16 protein-coding genes and 1 pseudogene are annotated in these 19276 nt (G+C 55.2%); 9 read left to right on the forward strand and 8 right to left on the reverse strand.

Going from position 1 to position 19276, the window contains the following annotated elements:
* From HA41_RS15715 to HA41_RS15730, 4 genes and pseudogenes are all read left to right on the forward strand, one after another.
* Positions 1 to 208 (forward strand): annotated as a pseudogene (locus tag HA41_RS15715) (MFS transporter); the annotation flags it as partial.
* A 62-nt stretch (positions 209 to 270) separates the two neighbouring features.
* A complete protein-coding gene (locus tag HA41_RS15720) occupies positions 271 to 1950 on the forward strand; it encodes a glycoside hydrolase family 43 protein (protein WP_094121571.1) in 1680 nt (559 codons plus the stop codon).
* Positions 1951 to 2288: 338 nt separating this feature from the next.
* Positions 2289 to 3668 carry a carbohydrate porin gene (locus HA41_RS15725; RefSeq protein ID WP_094121572.1) on the forward strand — a complete coding sequence of 460 codons (1380 nt, stop codon included), beginning with the start codon at positions 2289 to 2291 and terminating at the stop codon, positions 3666 to 3668.
* A gap of 913 nt (positions 3669 to 4581) precedes the next feature.
* Positions 4582 to 5355 carry a DUF3750 domain-containing protein gene (locus tag HA41_RS15730; protein WP_094121573.1) on the forward strand — a complete coding sequence of 258 codons (774 nt, stop codon included), beginning with the start codon at positions 4582 to 4584 and terminating at the stop codon, positions 5353 to 5355.
* Between the two features lie 33 nt (positions 5356 to 5388).
* Here HA41_RS15730 and HA41_RS15735 read toward each other — a convergent pair whose 3' ends face one another.
* Entirely contained in the window at positions 5389 to 5568 is a 180-nt protein-coding gene (locus tag HA41_RS15735) for a DUF2158 domain-containing protein (RefSeq protein ID WP_094121574.1), read from the reverse strand.
* A 192-nt stretch (positions 5569 to 5760) separates the two neighbouring features.
* Here HA41_RS15735 and HA41_RS21465 point away from each other — a divergent pair, with 192 nt between their 5' ends.
* Positions 5761 to 6006 (forward strand): hypothetical protein, encoded by a 246-nt coding sequence (locus HA41_RS21465; RefSeq protein ID WP_094121575.1) that lies wholly within the window; start codon positions 5761 to 5763, stop codon positions 6004 to 6006.
* 20 nt (positions 6007 to 6026) lie between these two features.
* Positions 6027 to 6524: a helix-turn-helix transcriptional regulator gene (locus HA41_RS15745; RefSeq protein ID WP_094121576.1), complete on the forward strand. Its 498-nt coding sequence runs from the start codon at positions 6027 to 6029 to the stop codon at positions 6522 to 6524.
* 3 nt (positions 6525 to 6527) lie between these two features.
* Here HA41_RS15745 and mgtE read toward each other — a convergent pair whose 3' ends face one another.
* From mgtE to ppk1, 5 genes are all read right to left on the reverse strand, one after another.
* Positions 6528 to 7961: a magnesium transporter gene (gene mgtE / locus HA41_RS15750; protein ID WP_094121577.1), complete on the reverse strand. Its 1434-nt coding sequence runs from the start codon at positions 7959 to 7961 to the stop codon at positions 6528 to 6530.
* A gap of 126 nt (positions 7962 to 8087) precedes the next feature.
* The gene (locus HA41_RS15755) at positions 8088 to 8273 is read right to left on the reverse strand and encodes a YfgG family protein (protein ID WP_094121578.1); all 186 of its coding nucleotides are present in this window, start codon (positions 8271 to 8273) and stop codon (positions 8088 to 8090) included.
* A 100-nt stretch (positions 8274 to 8373) separates the two neighbouring features.
* Positions 8374 to 8988, reverse strand: a complete 615-nt coding sequence (gene tehB, locus HA41_RS15760) for a tellurite resistance methyltransferase TehB (protein WP_094121579.1) — start codon at positions 8986 to 8988, stop codon at positions 8374 to 8376.
* Positions 8989 to 9029: 41 nt separating this feature from the next.
* Positions 9030 to 10553, reverse strand: coding sequence for an exopolyphosphatase (gene ppx, locus HA41_RS15765; RefSeq protein ID WP_031375372.1), 1524 nt, complete (start codon positions 10551 to 10553; stop codon positions 9030 to 9032).
* A gap of 5 nt (positions 10554 to 10558) precedes the next feature.
* Complete coding sequence (gene ppk1, locus HA41_RS15770) at positions 10559 to 12619, reverse strand: polyphosphate kinase 1 (RefSeq protein WP_094121580.1); 2061 nt, start codon at positions 12617 to 12619, stop codon at positions 10559 to 10561.
* A 150-nt stretch (positions 12620 to 12769) separates the two neighbouring features.
* Here ppk1 and HA41_RS15775 point away from each other — a divergent pair, with 150 nt between their 5' ends.
* From HA41_RS15775 to pstB, 3 genes are read left to right on the forward strand one after another with little or no spacing between them, the layout of a single operon-like run.
* Positions 12770 to 14857: an ABC transporter permease subunit gene (locus HA41_RS15775; protein WP_094121581.1), complete on the forward strand. Its 2088-nt coding sequence runs from the start codon at positions 12770 to 12772 to the stop codon at positions 14855 to 14857.
* Positions 14854 to 16488 carry a phosphate ABC transporter permease PstA gene (pstA, locus tag HA41_RS15780; RefSeq protein ID WP_094121582.1) on the forward strand — a complete coding sequence of 545 codons (1635 nt, stop codon included), beginning with the start codon at positions 14854 to 14856 and terminating at the stop codon, positions 16486 to 16488. Before HA41_RS15775 ends, pstA begins: the two co-directional genes overlap by 4 nt.
* Before the next feature lie 12 nt (positions 16489 to 16500).
* The gene (gene pstB / locus HA41_RS15785; protein ID WP_094121583.1) at positions 16501 to 17268 is read left to right on the forward strand and encodes a phosphate ABC transporter ATP-binding protein PstB; all 768 of its coding nucleotides are present in this window, start codon (positions 16501 to 16503) and stop codon (positions 17266 to 17268) included.
* Between the two features lie 183 nt (positions 17269 to 17451).
* Here pstB and purN read toward each other — a convergent pair whose 3' ends face one another.
* Positions 17452 to 18090 carry a phosphoribosylglycinamide formyltransferase gene (gene purN / locus HA41_RS15790; protein WP_094121584.1) on the reverse strand — a complete coding sequence of 213 codons (639 nt, stop codon included), beginning with the start codon at positions 18088 to 18090 and terminating at the stop codon, positions 17452 to 17454.
* The gene (purM, locus tag HA41_RS15795; protein ID WP_094121585.1) at positions 18087 to 19127 is read right to left on the reverse strand and encodes a phosphoribosylformylglycinamidine cyclo-ligase; all 1041 of its coding nucleotides are present in this window, start codon (positions 19125 to 19127) and stop codon (positions 18087 to 18089) included. Before purM ends, purN begins: the two co-directional genes overlap by 4 nt.
* Positions 19128 to 19276 lie beyond the last annotated feature (149 nt).

The raw sequence follows: 19276 nt of genomic DNA on the forward strand, positions 1-19276 counted from the left end.
GATTTATTCAACAAAGCCACTGGCAGCCTATGGCTTTAACGAAAAAGGGGTTCAGCAAAGTACAAATGCTATCGACGGAATAATTATTACAGCGATCTGGGTCCCAATAATGTTAGCCGCCATTTCGATGCTCATCATTCAGGTCTATCCCATCTCAGACAAACATGTCACAGACATCAATCGTCAGCTTGATGAGGTACGTGTGTAGTTTGAAGAAGACACGATTAAATTCAAAAGATATACAGCTTAAACTTAAAAAGGTGTGATTATATGTCTCTGATTCAAAACCCTATCTTACCTGGATTTAATGCTGACCCGAGCATTATCCGCGTAGAAGACACCTACTATATTGCAAACTCTACATTTGAGTGGTTCCCGGGTGTTCGTTTACACGAGTCAAAAGACCTGGAACACTGGAATCTTCTCCCAGCCCCCTTATCAACAACCGCGCTTTTAGATATGAAAGGAAATCCTTCGTCCGGCGGGATTTGGGCGCCAGCGCTTTCTTATGCAGATGGCAAGTTCTGGTTAGTTTATACCGATGTGAAAGTTACAGAAGGCGCCTTTAAAGACATGACGAATTATCTGACTACAGCCACTGATATTCGTGGTCCATGGACAGATCCGATTAAACTTAATGGTGTCGGCTTTGACGCTTCACTGTTCCATGATGACGATGGTCGTAAATATATTGTTCAACAAACCTGGGATCATCGGGAGTATCATCATCCTTTTGATGGCATCACGTTAACTGAACTTGATATACGGACGCTGAAATTAAAACCCGAAACTGCGCGAACGATTTATCGCGGCACTGCCGTTGCCCTGGTTGAGGGGCCACATCTCTACAAACTGAATGGATATTATTATCTTTTTGCCGCTCAGGGCGGGACCGTTTTCGCCCACCAGGAAGTCGTGGCGCGTTCAAAAACATTAGATGCCAATAGTTTTGAAACACAGCCAGGGGAAGTGTTCTTAACCAATATGGATACGCCAGACAGCTATATTCAAAAGCAGGGGCATGGCTCGCTGGTCTCAACCCCCAAAGGGGAATGGTATTATGCTTCGCTTTGCGCGCGTCCATGGAACCGTGCCGGTGAGTCCGCCTACGACCCTCGTGGCTGGTCTACCCTGGGGAGAGAAACCTCTATTCAGAAAGTGTATTGGGACAAAGATGACTGGCCACGTATTGCAGGAGGTCACGGTGGGCGAACGTTTGTTGAAGGGCCAGCGGATGCGATTTATACCGAAAGCGCAAAAGATCATAGCCAGCACGATGAGTTTATAACGGCGACACTTGATCTCAACTGGAATACGCTCCGGGTCCCGTTCAGCGAAAAAATGGGATCGACGGGCGATGGAAAGTTAACGTTAACAGGCCAGGGATCGTTAGCCAATACTCATGATCTATCGTTGATTGCCCGACGCTGGCAAGCCTTTTATTTTGACGCGCAGGTGAAAGTTAAATTTCAGCCATTTAATTATCAGCAAATGGCAGGGTTAACCAATTATTACAACGACCGCCATTGGAGTTTTATTTTCATTACCTGGAATGAAATTAATGGGTCAGTTATCGAAATTGGTGAGAATAATCGTGGTAACTACACATCCTATCTGAAAGATGATGCCATTAAGATCCCAGAGGATACGCAGTATGTCTGGTTTCGCACCAGGGTTCGGAAGGAATCCTATACCTACGAATATAGTTTTGATGGGGTCAGTTTCACTGAAATCCCTGTCAAATTAGATTCGGCTATTCTTTCAGATGATTATGTACTGCAAAGTTATGGTGGGTTCTTTACTGGGGCATTTGTTGGCCTCGCAGTGGTTGACTATTCTGGTTATGCAGCCAGCGCAGAATTTTATGATTTCATTTATCAGGAGCTTGGCGATTTTCTGGTTGAAAATGACAGGTATAGCTGGGAGGCCAGTGAATCACGATTTAATTAAATACTAAATTCTGACTCAGATAATAAGTGCAACGCCAGCCTTAATGCTAAGGGGGGCGTTGCGCCTGAACAGCGCACCAGTCTAAGAGCTTGATTGGGTGTATGCACAGAACTCACGAATCGACTCTTTGCTGGCGTGTGAATGAGGGGAATAGAGTCTTTACCTTTATCAGGCATCTTGTTTTAACATTCTGACTATGGAGACGCTTATTACGTTAAGTTTTTAATTTTACCTCTGCTAAATAAAAAAATAAAATCCACTTGTTTTGGTAGAGTTGTTTCTGTTAATACCGAAACAGGATGGTTATTGTCTGAAGATATCATTAAATTGAGATAGCCATGAAAACTTTTAAAACACTCCCTTTAGCAATGGCGATAATTACCGCGCTGTGCCCGGTTTCCGTTCTGGCACAGGAATTCACTCAGGAACAGATTGACGCCATCGTCGCTAAAGCAGTTGATAAAGCCCTGGCCGAAAGGCAGGCAAAAATCACTGCTGCCGCCGATAAAAAAGTCGACGTTATTACCAACCCGCAAACCACTGCAGCCTCCCCGGATTTAGAAATTCCATTTGGTCTTAAATTCAGCGGTTACGCCCGCTACGGCGCCCACTTCCAGACGGGCGACCAGAAATATATTGGTGTCGACGGATCCTATAACGGTGCCTCGGCGATCGGCCGTCTGGGTAACGAAAGTAACGGCGGTGAATTCCAGTTAAGCAAAGCCTTCAAAAGCGACAGAGGGGCCATCTGGGACCTTAACGTCATGTTTGACCACTGGAGCGACGAAGTGAATCTGAAAAAGGCCTATGTAGGCGTCACTAACGTCCTCGAATCGAACCCGAATGCCTATATCTGGGCTGGCCGTGATTTTCATCAACGTCCGCAACAGGGGATCAACGACTACTTCTGGATGAACCATGACGGCCAGGGGGCCGGGGTGAAAAACTTTGATATTGGAGGCATTCAGTTTGACGTGGCAACGGTGTCGCAGGTGAAATCCTGTAGTCCGGAAGTGTCGGCCGATGAGACTAACCCATCACGTATCACCTGTACCGGTAGCTCCGACACCGGTGATGATGGTCATTATGCGCTGACCACCAAAACCCACGGCATCACGGCCGGGCCGATTGACGTCGAAGTGTACGCAAACTACGGCTTTGACTCGAAAGCGATAGACAACGATGAGCAGCTCGATGCCTGGCAGGGCGGTCTGGTGCTGAGCCACACCAACGACAGCGGAGTGAACAAAGTCATTTTGCGCTATTCCGACAACTCGGATAACAGCGTCTACAACAAAACGGACGATCTGACCACGGTCTACGCCAGCTTCGAGGGCAGTCATAAGTTCACTCAGCAGACGCAGATCGACTATTTGCTGGCCTTCCATGACTACGATGACGGCAAGGACAACACCGACAACCGTAAAAACTATGCTGCCATTGTACGACCGATGTATTTCTGGAACGACGTGCACTCAACCTGGCTGGAAGCGGGCTACCAGCGTGTGGATTACGATCAGGGCGGAGACAACAAAGGCTGGAAGCTGACGTTATCGCAGAACATCGCCATTGGTATGGGGCCTGAGTTCCGTCCGATGTTGCGCTTCTATGTGACCGGCGGTCAGGTGGACAACACGCATATCGCCAGAGTCGATGGTGCCAGCAACGAGCAGCTGGATTCGCTGAATGTCGGCGGTATGTTTGAGGCATGGTTCTAAGTTAGCTTATTAACCTCCTCATCACGCTTAAATGAGAACGGTCCGGACACAGGATAGAGAGGTGGCCGGATAGATAATTGGGAAACATAAAATTCCGTCATCCCGAAGAAAGATGACGGATTTTTATATAGTAACAAGGTTGTTCAACGGGATCTTAAGTCATCAGCCTGACGGCTAAGGCTAAGGCTAAGGCTAAGGCTAAGGCTAAGGCTAAGGCTAAGGCTAAGGCTAAGGCTAAGGCTAAGATTAAGAAGCTTACGATCGTAACACGCAAGGGCAACGATAACCCGCTAAAGGCCGACTTCGCTGCCGTCATTCAGGATGCGTATGAGCAAGGATAGGTGTGCCAATGAACGGTTTGCTGGAGGATGCCGGTTGGTGGATGACAACAAGAAAAACATCGCGCTTCCGACTTGCATCAAAGATATCTTTTTATTCAGCCTTGTGTCGGAGCACTATCCTGCACTTGCCTGTCAGGCAAGTATCAGCAATGTGTAGCTCACTGTTTTGGCGTTTCTGTAAGTCTGAATGGGCAAGTCAGGTTCGGCGTGACGTTAGATTTCCCGTGAGAGCCATCTGACGGAATGGAGCGATTGACCGCCGCCATGAAGCCAGCATTCAGAGCAAGCGCCGCTCTTCTCCAATTTTTACGGGAAGGCTGACAGATGAAGACTGGTCAAAACAAACCGTGCCATTCTGCCCGAGCTTTTAACCTTTCAGCACATCCACACCCGTCGCTGGCGGTTTTCTGTTCACTTTGCCGCAAATTGCGCTATTCTGCTCTGCAGTAGAGAGACGCGCCACACTTGTCGCCCGCCTTTACCCGCCGCTTTCACCCGATATCCCAAAGCCGCCCTTTGTTAAAGCCGTCTGCTATGCAGGCGTTGCCATTATTGTCTTCAGGAATGTTGTCATGCTCTCACTTAAAGTGTTCAGCCTGTTTTTTGTTGCCGTCTTACTGTTATCGCTGGGTGCCAGCATCGCGCAGGCGACCCGCCACAGCGATAACAATGAAAAGGGTGGCTGGTGGTCGGCCCGTCGTGATTCAGCCGGGATAGCCCCCGATCCGCGCGTCTACGCGAACCTGGCGATTGTGCAGGTCTATGCCGCGCCAACCTATGGCTGGAAAGGCGCGGTGGCGGTACATCCATGGATCATCTTTAAACGCGCTGGCGAAAGCCGTTATAACCGTTATGAAGTGATCAGCTGGGGCAGTGGCGATAAAGTCCGCCGCAACACCAATCTTCCGGATGGTTACTGGTATGGCGCGAAACCGCGGCTGCTGGTGGAGCACCGCGGTCCGGCGGCGGAAGCGATGATCCCGCAGATTGAGGCGGCAATAAAATCTTATCCGTGGCCGACCACCTATCACGCCTGGCCGGGGCCCAACAGTAATACCTTTCTGGCGCACATTGGCCGGGAGGTGCCAGCACTGAAACTTGATCTGCCCGCTAATGCGCTTGGCAAAGATTATCGGCCGCTGTGGCGCCCGGTGGGCTTACCGCCATCGGGACGGGGATTGCAGGTGTCGATTCTGGGTGTAGCGGGCGTGACGATCGGGGCAGAAGAGGGCTTTGAAGTGAATCTGCTGGGCTTAAACATGGGGCTGGATTTCACGCCTTTCCGATTACGCCTGCCGTTCATCGGCGGCCTCGGCCACGACAACCTTCAGCAGGATAAGCCGTAACAGTCCGGCCCCGTTCATCGGGGCCAGTTTCAATCAGCAGACGCCGAAGTCGCCTTCTTCGTGATACAGATTCACGCTATCCGCCTTGACTTCAATCTCATTTTTGGTCGCATCGTCAACGCGTGCGCACCACAGGGTATCGCCTTCAACCCGCAGCACCTGCATCTTTGGACCGCCGGTCTTTGACTGGACAAAATCATCAGCTTTAAACATGTTGCCTCCATAGAGTGTTTTTATTCTGGTCGCGTAAATCCACAGTTGATGATTTTTTGCGTGCCGTTTTCCAGTTTATACCCTGACTGTTTTACCGCGAGAAAAAGTCTGCCCATGCTGAGCCGCAGAACATCTATTTTAATCAGTTGTCAGTTGACAACTGGCGGGTTTCACGTCACGCTGGAGGCTCAAATGGTCAGGAAGCGACATCCCGGTAAAGAGATTGAATCGGCTTTATGTTACGCAGAATCCCGTGGATGGCGGGTGGTGCCGGGCGGCCATCATGCGTGGGGTAAAATGTCCTGCCCGAAAAACCTGATGATCTGTCGGTGTGGCGAGTTTTGCCTGACCTGCATCTGGAGTACGCCGAAGAGTGCGCAAAACCATGCCAATGCCCTGCGGCGCGTGGTTGATCATTGTCACACTCTTACGGCCTGACACAGCAAAAGGAGCGGCTCATGGAATACCGTTTTACTCTACGATTTAGTCTGCCAGCGGATCATGCCACGCAGGATGAGATGCTGGAGAGTCTGGCAATGGCGGGCTGTGATGATGCGCTGGTCGGGCTGGGTATCCCTGGCAGAATTGCGCTGGAGTTTAGCCGTGAGGCCTCTTCTGCCGGTGAGGCACTGAAACGCGCAGAGGAAGAGGTCGTGAACGCGATACCCGGCGCGATGCTGGCAGAAGCGGCACCCGATTATGTCGGGCTGACGGATGTGGCGGAACTCACCGGGATGTCGCGGCAGAATATGCGTAAACTGATGCTCAGCCAGCGGCCACCGTTTCCGTTGCCGGTGCATGACGGCAAGACTGCAATCTGGCATCTGGACGATGTGCTGGCGTGGTTAAGCCAGCGCGGCACTTATGCGCTGCCCGCCGCCATCGGTGAACTGGCGCAGGTGACGCGCCAGCGCAATCTCAAACGGGCATTACAGTGCAACGAAGGCCGCGCCTGAGGCTTAGTGCGGCAGCAGGAACAGCGTCGCCAGTCCCAGAAAGATGAAAAAGCCGCCGGTGTCGGTGATGGCGGTAATTAATACGCTGGAGCCGACGGCAGGATCGCGCTTCATTTTGGTCATCACCAGCGGCACCAGAACTCCCATCAGCGCCGCCAGCAGCAGATTCAGCGCCATTGCCAGCATCATCACGCCGCCCAGCGCCAGGTTGTCATACATCAGCCAGGTGATGCCGCCCATAATTCCGCCCCAGAACAGGCCGTTGATCAGTGCCACGCCGAGTTCACGGACAATCAGGAACGAGAAGTTTCCCGGTTCGACCTGATGCAGCGCCAGCGCACGCACAATCATGGTGATGGTCTGGTTACCGGTGTTACCGCCAATGCCCGCGACAATCGGCATCAGGGTAGCGAGCGCCACAATTTGCGAAATGGTGCCTTCAAACAGCCCAATGACCCGCGAGGCGACAAAGGCGGTGCAGAGATTAATCGCCAGCCATGCCCAGCGCTTGCGCACTGATTTACGCACCGGGGCGAACACATCCTCTTCCTGACTGATACCGCCCATTTTACGGATATTGCTTTCGTTTTCGGCGTTGACCAAATCGATAATATCTTCAATGGTAATACGACCAATCAGGCGGCCCTTTGCATCGGTAACGGCAGCGGAAATCAGGTTATAACGTTCAAAGGCGCTGGCGGCATCTTCAGCCTTATCGTTGAGCTGGAAGGTCGTAGGGCGGCCATTCATCACCTCACTGACCAGCGTTTTCGGCTTGTTCAGCAGGATGTCAGTCAGCATCAGCTCACCCAGCAGCAGATTATCGTCATTGGTGATGAAGATTTTATCGGTGCCGCCCGGCATGCTTTTGTGCTTACGCAGATAACGCTGTACCGTCGCCAGCGTCACGTCGTCGCGCACTGTCAGGATATTGAAATCCATCACCCGGCCGACGCGGTCGCGGTCAAATTCCACCATGCTGAGCATCCGGGCGCGCAGGCCAGGCTCTACCGTCGCCAGCAGGCGACCGGTCAGGTCACGCGGCAGATAGCGTGCCAGCCATACCTGGTCATCGATATCCAGCGGTTCGATGGCGCGCAGAATATCGCGGTCGCTCATCTCTTCGGTCAGGCTCGCCCAGACGGTTTCCGAGGCTTCCACCAGCACCAGGCCGCGTCGTTCGTTCGGCACCAGCCGCCACAGCGCCTGACGTTCTTCTTCCGGTAAGGCTTCGAGGATATCGGCAAGGTCAGCCGCGTGCAGCTGACGGATGTCCTGTTCCAGCGCGTCACGCTGGGTCGCATTTTCACGTTGCTGTTCAGGGCTGAGGTCACTGGCTTTATCCAGCAATGCATCAACCAGATCGTGCTCATTGAGCAGCAGCGTCAGAATGCGATGACGTATTTCACTTAAACGTTGAGTGTGTGAGGCAGACACGTTGAATCCCTTTAGTCTGAAAGCACCAGCACGAAGTGTAGCGTTTCGCCTGAAAAAGGGATGCAAAAAATGACGCAGTCAATGCCGACGGCGTGGCAGTTTTTTCAGGCGAATAAGTCGTGTTCGCTAACGCGTATCGCCAGAACTGACGGCAGTGGGTTCAGATAGCGATTTCTGTTGCTGGTGATGTTCGAAGGCAGCAGGCAGGATAAAAATCAGGCGGCTAAACAAAATGATAAAACTGATCAGCAACACGATGCGGGTCATGGTGCCGGTTTTTTGACGTCTTCGGGGAGAAATAGCGCTGTTCACGCGGGGTGGTTCCTGTAATGACCCATGCTGGGCGACTGCAATATTTAGTCACAGTCGCCAGATGAAATCAATCACTGTTGAAAAAAACAACAAGCAAAAATCAGTAACTGGCTTTCTGCGCCAGCAGGGTGGCGAAGCGGCAATTAATACGGTTGCCGTTTTCATCTTTACGGTGCAGCTGGCCGGGATGTTCGTTGTATTTCACGATATGCCAGTTACGGTAGTAATGACTGAGCTCACCCGATTTGAACGCAAAGGTAAAGTCGCCTGGGCAGGGCATATCGTCGGTGTTCATCGCTGCCACGATCAGGTTGTAGCCATCTCTTACCGTGCAGGCCTGCATATCGGCAATCAGCTGCGGAATAGTCTGCGGCTGCAGAAACATCATCACCACGGTCGACAGCACAAAATCATACCCGCCATTAAAGCGCGTGTTGTTCAGATCACGTTGCTCGGTGTGGATGCCGCTCAGGCCTTCCCGTCCAATGATGTCGTGCAGGCGAGCCAGGCTCTGCGGATTGTGATCCCAGGCGGTCACCTCGAAACCCTGCTGGTTAAGAAACAGCGTATTACGACCGCCGCCACAGCCGAGATCGAGCGCCTTACCGACGTTGAGCATCGGCAGCGCCGCAACCACTTCAGAATGCGGCGGCGTCAGGCCGTAGGTTTCGGCAAAATAGTTTTCGTCACGCAGACGTTCGGTTTGTTGTGTCATGGTTATCAGTTCAGTTGGATGGGCGCCTGGCGCCCATGTTATCAGGCTTCTTCGAGAATCAGTTTCCATCCGGTGACGTCATTCCAGTACCCCTGTTCGCGCTCAAGATCGAGCTGGACCAGCGTGTTCTGGCTGAAGTAACCCGCAGGGAATATCAGCGTCCAGTGGCCGTCATCGCATTTCAGGACCAGCGTATCCGGCCTGGTGGTTGCCTGGCGCTGATTGTTCAGCAGGGTACCCAGACGCAACAGGAAGATCAGCGGCACGAACTGCTTTTTCTTAAACAGCGTCACCCGCGGCAACTCATCGAGCTTCACCGCTTTACGGTGGAATCTTACCAGCGCCGCCAGCAGCATTTGCTGATCCTGGTTAAAGCCCGGCATATTGGTGTTTTGCAGGATGTAGGCGGAGTGGCGCTGCAGACCGCTATGGTTGATGGTCAGCCCGACTTCGTGCAGCATCGCCGCCCACTTCAGCAGCGCCGCCAGCTGCGGGTTCGCCAGTTTCGGATTCTGATCGCGCCATTGCAGATAAAGCTGTTCGGTGGTGTCGAGCACGCGGCGCGCCTGATCGCTGTCGATGGCATAATGATTCGCCAGACTCTGCGCGGTGCGGCTGCGGATATCCTGATGCCGGAAACGGCCTTCCATTTCATACAGCACGCCTTCGCGCAGCGCGCCATCGGACAGGCGCAGCTCGCGAATCGCCAGCGCATCGAACACACCACACAGAATCGCCAGACCCGGTACAAACACCCCTTTGCGCTCTTCCGACAGGCCGGGCAGACTCAGCGCGGCAAACGACTTATGTTTGATCACCTCGTCATACAGTTTGTCGAGACGCTCAGGCGTAATCAGCTTCTCTTTCTCATCCATCGCCTGCAGCACTTCGCAGGCGGCCTTGATGGTACCGGAGGCGCCCAGTGCATATTGCCAGCCGTGCAGGCGGTACTGCCACGCCAGCGTCTCCAGCTTTTGCGCTGCGGCTAAGCGGGCGCGACGGAAATTTTCGCGGCTGATTTCGCCGTTGGGGAAATAGAGCTGGGCGAAACTGACGCAACCCATGCGGCGGCTTTCCACCAGCTGCGGCTCAAAATCCTCGCCAATCACCAGTTCGGTTGAACCGCCGCCGATGTCGATCACCAGCTTGCGGCCTTTCTCCGGCTGAGTATGCTCCACACCCATAAAGATCAGACGCGCCTCTTCATGGCCCGAAATCACCTCAATCGGGTAGGGGATCACCTCGGCGGCACGCTGCAAAAAGGTCTCGGCGTTGACCGCCTGGCGCAGCGTATGGGTGCCGACAATGGTGACGTTGCTGGGGCTGAATCCCTGCAGGCGCTCCGCAAACAGCGCCAGGCAGGTTAATCCCCGCTCCATCGCCTCTTCGCTCAGGCGATTACTGGCATCCAGCCCGTCAGCCAGATGGACGCGCTGTTTAAGGCGACCTAATACCTGCATCGCGCCATCCACCACCCGGGCGATGACCATGTGGAAGCTGTTCGATCCGAGGTCGATCGCCGCAAACTCCTGGGGCTTTGGCGTACTTTTATGGGAAATTGGCATAGGATTTATTCAGGTTGTTCCAGGTTCTTGATGTAATCATAAATGGCCAGCTGCGATCGCACTTTGCGACGATTGCCGCGCTGGACGTAATGGTTACTCAACTCTTTATCGACGATGCGGGCTTTTACCGTATCACTTAACTGAATAGCAATAATGTCGAGTATGCGCTGCTTAATGCGTGGGTCGAGAATCGCCACCGCCACTTCGATGCGGTAATCAATGTTACGCGTCATCCAGTCAGCCGAGGAGAGGAACACTTTTTTGTCGCCGCCATTGTCAAAAATATAGACGCGATCGTGTTCCAGATAACGGTCAACAATACTGATGACGCGAATATTTTCACTGATTCCAGGCAAGTCGGGGATTAATGAGCACATGCCGCGTACCAGAAGATTAACCTTAACCCCCACGCTGGAGGCTGTATAAAGCCGGTCAACCAGTCCTTTGTCCACCAGATTGTTAATTTTCAGAGTAATGCCGGACGGCTTTTTCTGCTGCGCATTGGCAATTTCGGTGTCGATCAACTCATACAGCATCCGGCGCGAGTTTTGCGGCGACACCATCAGATGATCGAAGGTCACCGGGCGATAAGGGTTCTCAATAAAGTTAAATACCCGGCGCACTTCGTTGGTGATACGCGCATCGGCAGTCAGTAACGAGTAATCGGTATAGAGTCGGGCGGTTTTCTCATTAAAGTTGCCGGTACCGATATGCGCGTAACGTACAATCTCTTCACCCTCACGACGGGAAATCAGGAACAGCTTGGCGTGGATCTTCAGTCCTGGCGCAGAAAAAATGACGTGTACACCCGCTTCGGTCAGGCGTTTAGCCCAGTAGATGTTCGCCTCTTCATCAAAGCGCGCCTGCAGCTCGACGACTACCGTGACCTTTTTGCCGTTATAGGCGGCATGAATCATCGCATCCATGATGCGTGAGTGTTTGGCGACGCGATAGATGTTGATCTTGATCGCCAGCACGCTGGGGTCGAACGACGCCTGACGCAGCAGCTCCAGCACATGTTCAAAGGTATGGTAGGGGTAGTAGAGCAGCACGTCGCGATCGCGAATCGCATCAAAGCCGTTACGGAAGCCGTCGAAGCCGATATGGCGTATCTGCGGCAGCGGCCGGTTTACCAGGTTGTTTTTACCGACGTTCGGGAAACCGATGAAGTCTTTAAAGTTGTGATAGCGACCGCCGGGTAATATCGAATCGAAGTTGGAAATGGAGAGCTTATGACACAGCAATTCAACCATCGAATCCGGCATATCACGCTGATAGACGAAGCGCACCGGCTCAGCGGTCAGACGCTGCTTCAGGCTGGAGGACATCAGCTCCAGCAGGCTTGATTCCATCTCCGTCACCAGATCGTACTCGGCGTCACGCGTCATTTTCATTGAGTAGGCGTTGAGCGCGTCGTAGTCGTAGAAGCCTTTAAAAATGTCGTCCAGGCAGTAACGTAGTATGTTATCCAGCAGAATCATCGGTTTACGGCGGCGCGGTGGCTCAGCTGGCAGATTAATGAAGCGCGGCACTTTATCGGACGGGATCTCCAGCAGCGCATAACGAATGTTATCGCCGCGAATAATTTCCACCGCCAGATAGGTGTAATCGTCTTTCAGAAATTCGGTCAGGTTCGTTTCATGGGTGATCAGAATCGGCGAGATATGCTGACGCAGTTCATGCTTGAAATAGTGGCGCAGCCACGCCTGCTGATTGGGCGACAGCTGGCGTTCGTTAATCAGGAAGATCTGATTACGCGCCATCTCCAGCAGCAGATCGTTATACAGCGCGTCAAACTCCTGGTCAGACTTAAGCACCCGCTGCTGGATCTTCTTAAATAAATGACGTGGCGTACTGGCGGAACCCTGCTCTTCACCAATCAGAATGCGGCGTTTCAGGTCGGCGAAACGCACCTTATAGAACTCATCAAGGTTGTTGGAGTAAATGCCGAGAAAACGCATCCGCTCAATCAGCGGATTACTTTTGTCCGCCGCTTCCTGCAATACCCGTTCATTAAAGGATAACCAGCTTAATTCTTTTTCAATATAAAGCTTTACCTGACCCATTCTCACTCCATATAGCGGTTGCAGGACTGAAGATCCAGTGTCCGTGATCATTATGGCGAGAGTATGGCAGCGTTGTCCAACGTCAATAGTTGTCTTATCAACCGGCTACGGGCAACATAGCGGCTTGTTTTAGCCTGCTACCGGAACCGCATGAGCGTAAACTACATCCCCGTCCAGTTTAGCGACCGAAAGCGTCGTGCCGTTGACCGCCTGACGCGGCGACTGGTCACGTCCTGTGGCATTGCGATTCTGCTGCTGATGCTATTGCTGTTTTGCTGGCTGATTGGGGTGGTGTTACCGCTGTTCAGTGCGCCACAGCTTCACATCGCCAGTCAGCAGCAGTTGTGGGACCGCGCACCGGCATTAGCGCTCGGCAATGATGGCAGTACGGGCTGGCGCATCAGTACACGCGGGGCGGCACGGTTTATTCCGCTGAATGGCCAGCCGGCAGAACCGGCACTGGCCTTATCCCCGACGGCGCAACAGGTGGTGCGCAGCGCTGACGATCAGACGCTGCTGCTGAATATGCAGGGCACGCTGATGCTGATGCAGCCGACGGCGGAACAGCAGTGGCGTTTTCCGCTGGGCGACAAACCGTTTCACCTGCCGCACGGCGCGGTAACAAAAATGGCGCTGGCGACCCGCCATCCGGGACAGTGGCGTATCGCCGCGCTGACCGATGCCGGACTGACGGTGCTGACGCTCGGCACCGATCAGCAGGCCGCCACCATTGACCTGCCGCAGCAGCACCTTGATCTGCTGGCACTTTCTCCGACCGGCGATCTGCTCTATACCACCGAGGGCAACGTGCTGCGCGTCTGGCAACTCAATGATGACCAGGCGTTGCTGCGTGAAACCCAGACGCTGCCGCAGCGTCCGCAAAGCCTGCACCTGCTGGTGGGCGGAAAAAGCCTGCTGATTCAGGATCAGAATGGCATTACCCAGTGGTTTGCCATCGCCAGCCCGCAGGGTCCGCGGCTGCAACGCATCCGTACCTTTACCCACAGCGACGGACCGGCGATTGTCATCACTGAAACGCAACGTCGGGTCTTTGCCACCCTCAGTGAAACCGGCCTGCTGCGGCTGTTCGCCAGCAAGCAGGATGGGCCCATTTTGCAACGTCAGCTGGCGCCAGGCATTCTGCAGGCGCAGTTTTCACCACGCGGCGACAGTCTGCTGATTGAGCGGGCGGGCAGCTGGCAAACCCTGCGGCTGGATAACCCGTGGCCGGATGTCACCTGGCGTAACTTCTGGCAGAAAATCTGGTACGAAAACTACCCGAAACCAGACTATATCTGGCAATCCACAGCGGCAGGCGACAGCTATCAGGGCAAGTTCAGCCTGGTACCGATGGTGGTGGGCACGCTGAAAGCCGCCAGCTTAGCGCTGCTGTTTGCGACGCCGCTGGCGCTGGCGGCAGCCATGTATACCGCATTTTTTATGGCGCCGGGCCTGCGCCGCTGGGTTAAACCGGCTATCGAAATGATGGGCGCGCTGCCGAGCGTGGTGGTGGGCCTGATTGCCGGTGTCTGGCTGGCCCCGCACATCAGTCAGGCGCTGGTTGGCGTGCTGTTACTGCCGCTGACGCTGGCTGGCAGTCTGTTGCTGTGTGGTGTGCTCAGCGCACGTTTGCCGGCGCGCTGGCGACAGCCGGGCCGCGAAGTACTGATCCTGCTGCCGCTGTTACTGCTGGTCACCTTACTGACGCTGTGGCTGCCGACGCTGTTTATTCCCGACGCGGGCGACTGGCTGCCGCATTACGAACAGCGCAACCTGCTGGTGGCAGCGCTGGCGATGGGCTTTGCGCTGGTGCCGCTGATTTTTACGCTCTCTGAAGATGCGCTGTTCAGCGTGCCTGCGGCGCTGGGGCAGGGATCGCTGGCGCTGGGGGCGACACCCTGGCAAACCCTGACCCGCGTGGTGCTGCCTGGCGCCTCGGCCGGGATCTTCGCTGCCCTGATGATCGGTCTGGGGCGCGCAGTGGGAGAAACTATGATTCTGCTGATGGCCACCGGCAACACGCCGCAAACCAGCGGCGGATTGTTCAGCGGGCTGCGCGCCCTGTCGGCCAATATCGCCATTGAAATGCCGGAAGCGGCCGCTGGCAGCGCGCATTATCGCATTCTGTTTCTCAGCGCCCTGATGCTGCTGCTGTTCACGCTGGTGATCAATACCGTGGCAGAGCTGATCCGTCAGCGGCTGTGCCAGCGCTACAGTCAGCAAGAGGAGCAGGTATGACGGTGATGCGACAGAACGATCGCTGGCGCTGGCTAACCGCCGGTGCGGTGGCGGTCTGCCTGCTGGCCTTTACGCTGCTGATTGGGCTGCTGGCCTGGCAGGGCGTACGGGCCTTCTGGCCGCAGCGGGTTGATCTCTACAGTTTCAGCCAGCCCGACGGGCGTGAGGTGCGGCTGCTGGGTGAAACGCTTGAGCATCAGCCACGCTTTCCGGCTCCGGCGGATGAGCAGGGCAACAGCGGCGGACAGGTGCATCGTTATCTGATTAAAACCGGCAACCGCGACTGGGATGCGCCCGATTTCCGCGTGGTCTATAGCCGGGAAGCGGCCAGCATCAGCCAGCCAAAAGCGATCATGGTGCTACAGCGCCGCAGTCACGGCCAGGCCTACGGCTGGTTTGTTGGCCTGCGTGAGGATAATGAAGTCTTAACCGCCCAGGATCCCAACGCGCTGCTGCATCAGCGGCTGGCGCAGGTGCAACTGCTGCTGCGCCAGGCCAACCAGATTCGCCGGGTTGAGATGGCTCGCGTCAACAGCCAGCGTGAGCAACTCGATGAGCAGGCCGCAAAGCAACGCGCCACCGGTCATTTTGATCTCCAGACCGAGTCGGAATACCAGGCAAATCAGGCGGCATTGCAGCGCCGCTTCGATCACCTCAGCGAGACGCTGGCCAGCCTGCAACAGCAGAGCCTGCGGGATGTCCTGATCCTGCGGGATGTACACGGCATCGATCACGCCATTCCGTTAACGGAAATTGTCGATAGCTGGAAACCCAACGCAATGACGGCAGGCGAAAAAACGGTGCATTTCCTGCATCAGCTGTGGCGTTTCGTCAGCGACTCACCGGCAGACGGTGAAAGCGAATCGGGGGCTTTCCCGGCGATTTTTGGCACCGTGCTGATGGTGTTACTGATGTCGATTGTGGTGATGCCGCTGGGGGTGATCGCTGCAATCTGGCTGCATGAATATGCCGGACGTAATGCCCTGACCCGGCTGGTGCGGATTGCAGTGGTCAATCTGGCCGGGGTGCCGTCGATTGTCTATGGCGTCTTTGGCCTGGGCTTTTTTGTCTGGCTGGTCGGCGGCACGATCGATCAGCTGTTCTTCGCCAGCGCGCTGCCGAATCCGACCTTCGGTACGCCGGGCCTGCTGTGGGCGGCGTTAACCCTTGCGCTACTGACGCTGCCGGTGGTGATCGTGGCGACGGAAGAGGGACTCTCGCGTATTCCCAACACGCTGCGCCAGGGATCGCTGGCGCTGGGTGCCACTCAGGCGGAAACCCTGTGGCATGTGGTGCTGCCGCTGGCGGTCCCGGCCATGCTGACTGGCCTGATCCTTGCGGTGGCACGGGCGGCGGGTGAAACCGCGCCGCTGATGCTGGTCGGGGTCGTGAAGATGGTGCCGGAATTACCGATCGACGCGGTGTTCCCCTATCTGCATCTGGACCGTAAATTTATGCATCTTGGCTTCCAGATTTACGATCTGGCGTTTCAGAGCCCGAATATTGAAGCTGACCGGCCGCTGGTGTTCGCCACCGCGCTGCTGCTGGTGCTGATTATTCTGTCGCTCAATTTGCTGGCGATGAGCCTGCGTCACCGTCTGCGTGAACGCTATCGCCTTATGACTCAATAACAGGCTATGACTATGACGCCCGACACTGACATTGCGCTCACCGTGAATCATCTCTCACTGTGGTACGGCGAGCGCCAGGCGCTGCAGGATATTTCGCTACAGGTGCCGAAGAACCGCATTACCGCGCTAATCGGGCCATCGGGCTGCGGCAAATCGACCCTGCTGCGCTGCTTTAACCGGATGAACGATGTGATCGATCACTGCCGGGTTGAAGGTGAAGTGCTGCTGGGCGCGCTGCCGATCATGCGGCCGGATCAGGATCTTTCCGCGCTGCGTCGTCGGGTTGGCATGGTGTTCCAGCGACCCAATCCATTTCCCAAGTCGATCTATGAAAACGTGGTATATGGCCTGCGGTTGCAGGGCGTGCGCGATCGGCGGGTGCTGAACGAAGCCTGTGAACGTGCGCTGCGGGCGGCGGCGTTATGGAGTGAGGTGAAGGACCAGCTGGGACAGAATGCGCTAACCCTGTCGACCGGACAGCAGCAGCGGCTGGTGATTGCCCGGGCGATTGCCATCGAACCCGAGGTTTTGCTGCTGGACGAGCCGACCTCGGCGCTGGACCCGATCTCCACGCTGGTGATTGAAGAGCTGATGACCACGCTGAAGCAGCACTTTACCCTGGTGCTGGTGACCCACAATATGCAGCAGGCATCACGCGTCTCGGACTACACTGCCTTTATGCATCAGGGCGCGTTAGTGGAGTTTGATGATACCGATCGGATCTTCACTGCCCCAAAACAGCGGCGCACCGAAGATTACATCACCGGTCGCTACGGTTAAGAAGAGGGAGAAGGGCGAGGCTTTTGGCAGACGGCTCATAAACGCAAAGCGATGGGAGTCTATGCCCGTAGTAGAGCATCGCGGGCCAGGGACGGCGTTTTTTGCGTCCTTGCGGAGGACGCAGGTTCCCTGAGCCTTTACTCCACGACTCTTTCAGGAGAAGCCCGGGCTTCTCCTTCCAGGTCAGTCGTGGGCGTAGCCTTGCGATGGCAGGGGTTCCCCATCCAGCCAGGCTTTGCCATCGCGCATTTTGAGTCGTCCGTCGATAAACCAGCTAATCACCAGCGGATAGATCGCGTGCTCCTGATGCTGCACCCGCTCAGTTATCTCCGCTTCGCTGTCGTCAGGAAACACCGGTACTTTGGCCTGCAAAATCACCGGGCCGCCATCCAGCTCATCGGTGACGAAATGCACCGAGGTTCCATGTTCGCTGTCGCCATTCTCCAGCGCCTGACGATGGGTGTGCAGGCCAGGGTATTTCGGCAGCAGGGAAGGGTGAATATTCAGCAGGCGGTCGTGGAAATGGGCGACAAAGGCACCGCTGAGAATGCGCATGTAGCCCGCCAGCACCACCAGATCCGGCGAAAACGCCTCGATTTCAGCGATCAGCTGCTGATCAAAAGCGTCGCGGTCAGCAAAGTCGCTGGCCGCCAGCGCTTTCGCGGGAATACCCGCCTCCTGCGCCCGGGTCAGACCATAGGCGGCAGCGCGGTTGCTGATGACGGCAGCAACGCTGCCGTCAATCCGCCCGCTGGCGCAGGCGTCGAGGATGGACTGAAGGTTGCTTCCGTTGCCGGAAATCAGGACAACCAGCTTTTTCATCCGTTAATAACCACACGCTCTTCAGCATCGGAGGCTTTGATCACGCCCAGCTTCCAGGCTTTCTCGCCTGCCGCCTGCATCAGCGCGACCGCTTTATCTGCGTCATCCGGGCTCAGGGCAATGATCATCCCGACGCCACAGTTAAAGGTGCGGTACATCTCAAAGCGGCTGACGTTGCCCGCCTGCTGCATCCAGCTGAACACCGCTGGCCACTGCCAGCTCGTCTCGTCAATCACCGCCTGGGTGTTGTCGGGCAGCACGCGTGGAATATTTTCCCAGAAGCCGCCGCCGGTCAGGTGCGCAATGGCATGCACATCGACCTGCTCAATCAGGCTGAGAATATTTTTCACGTAGATGCGGGTCGGCTCCAGCAGATGATCGGCCAGCGGTTTGCCTTCCAGCTGTTCAGTCAGCGGATCGGTATTGCTGACTTCCAGTATCTTACGCACCAGTGAATAGCCATTGGAGTGCGGACCGCTTGAGCCCAGCGCGATCAGCACGTCACCATCCTGCACTTTACTGCCGTCGATGATTTCAGACTTTTCAACCACGCCGACACAGAAACCGGCCACGTCGTAATCCTCACCGTGGTACATGCCCGGCATTTCGGCGGTTTCGCCGCCGACCAGCGCACAGCCCGACTGCAGACAGCCTTCGGCGATGCCGGTGATCACTGCAGAGGCGGTATCAACATCCAGTTTACCGGTGGCGTAGTAATCGAGGAAGAACAGCGGCTCGGCACCCTGTACCACCAGATCGTTGACGCACATGGCGACCAGATCGATGCCAATCGCATCGTGGCGCTTGAGGTCCATCGCCAGACGGAGCTTGGTGCCGACGCCATCGGTGCCGGAGACCAGCACCGGTTCACGGTATTTTTGCGGCAGCGCGCAAAGCGCACCGAAGCCGCCCAGTCCACCCATCACTTCCGGGCGACGCGTCTTTTTCACTACGCCTTTAATACGGTCAACCAGGGCGTTACCAGCATCAATATCAACACCGGCGTCTTTATAGCTGAGAGAGGTCTTGTCGGTCACTGCGAGGTCCCCACGCGAGTTGCGGTTGGTGGTTTAAATAAAGCGCGGCAATTCTACCAGCGCAGGCAAACGTTTGCGAGTCTGGGATTGCGCACCAGGCGATTTTCATCAATCCTTAATTTGTCCCGGTAAAAGCTGCCGCTTTGCGC

It is taken from the genome of Pantoea conspicua, assembly GCF_002095315.1.
In the GTDB taxonomy this organism is placed as follows: Bacteria; Pseudomonadota; Gammaproteobacteria; order Enterobacterales; family Enterobacteriaceae; genus Pantoea; species Pantoea conspicua.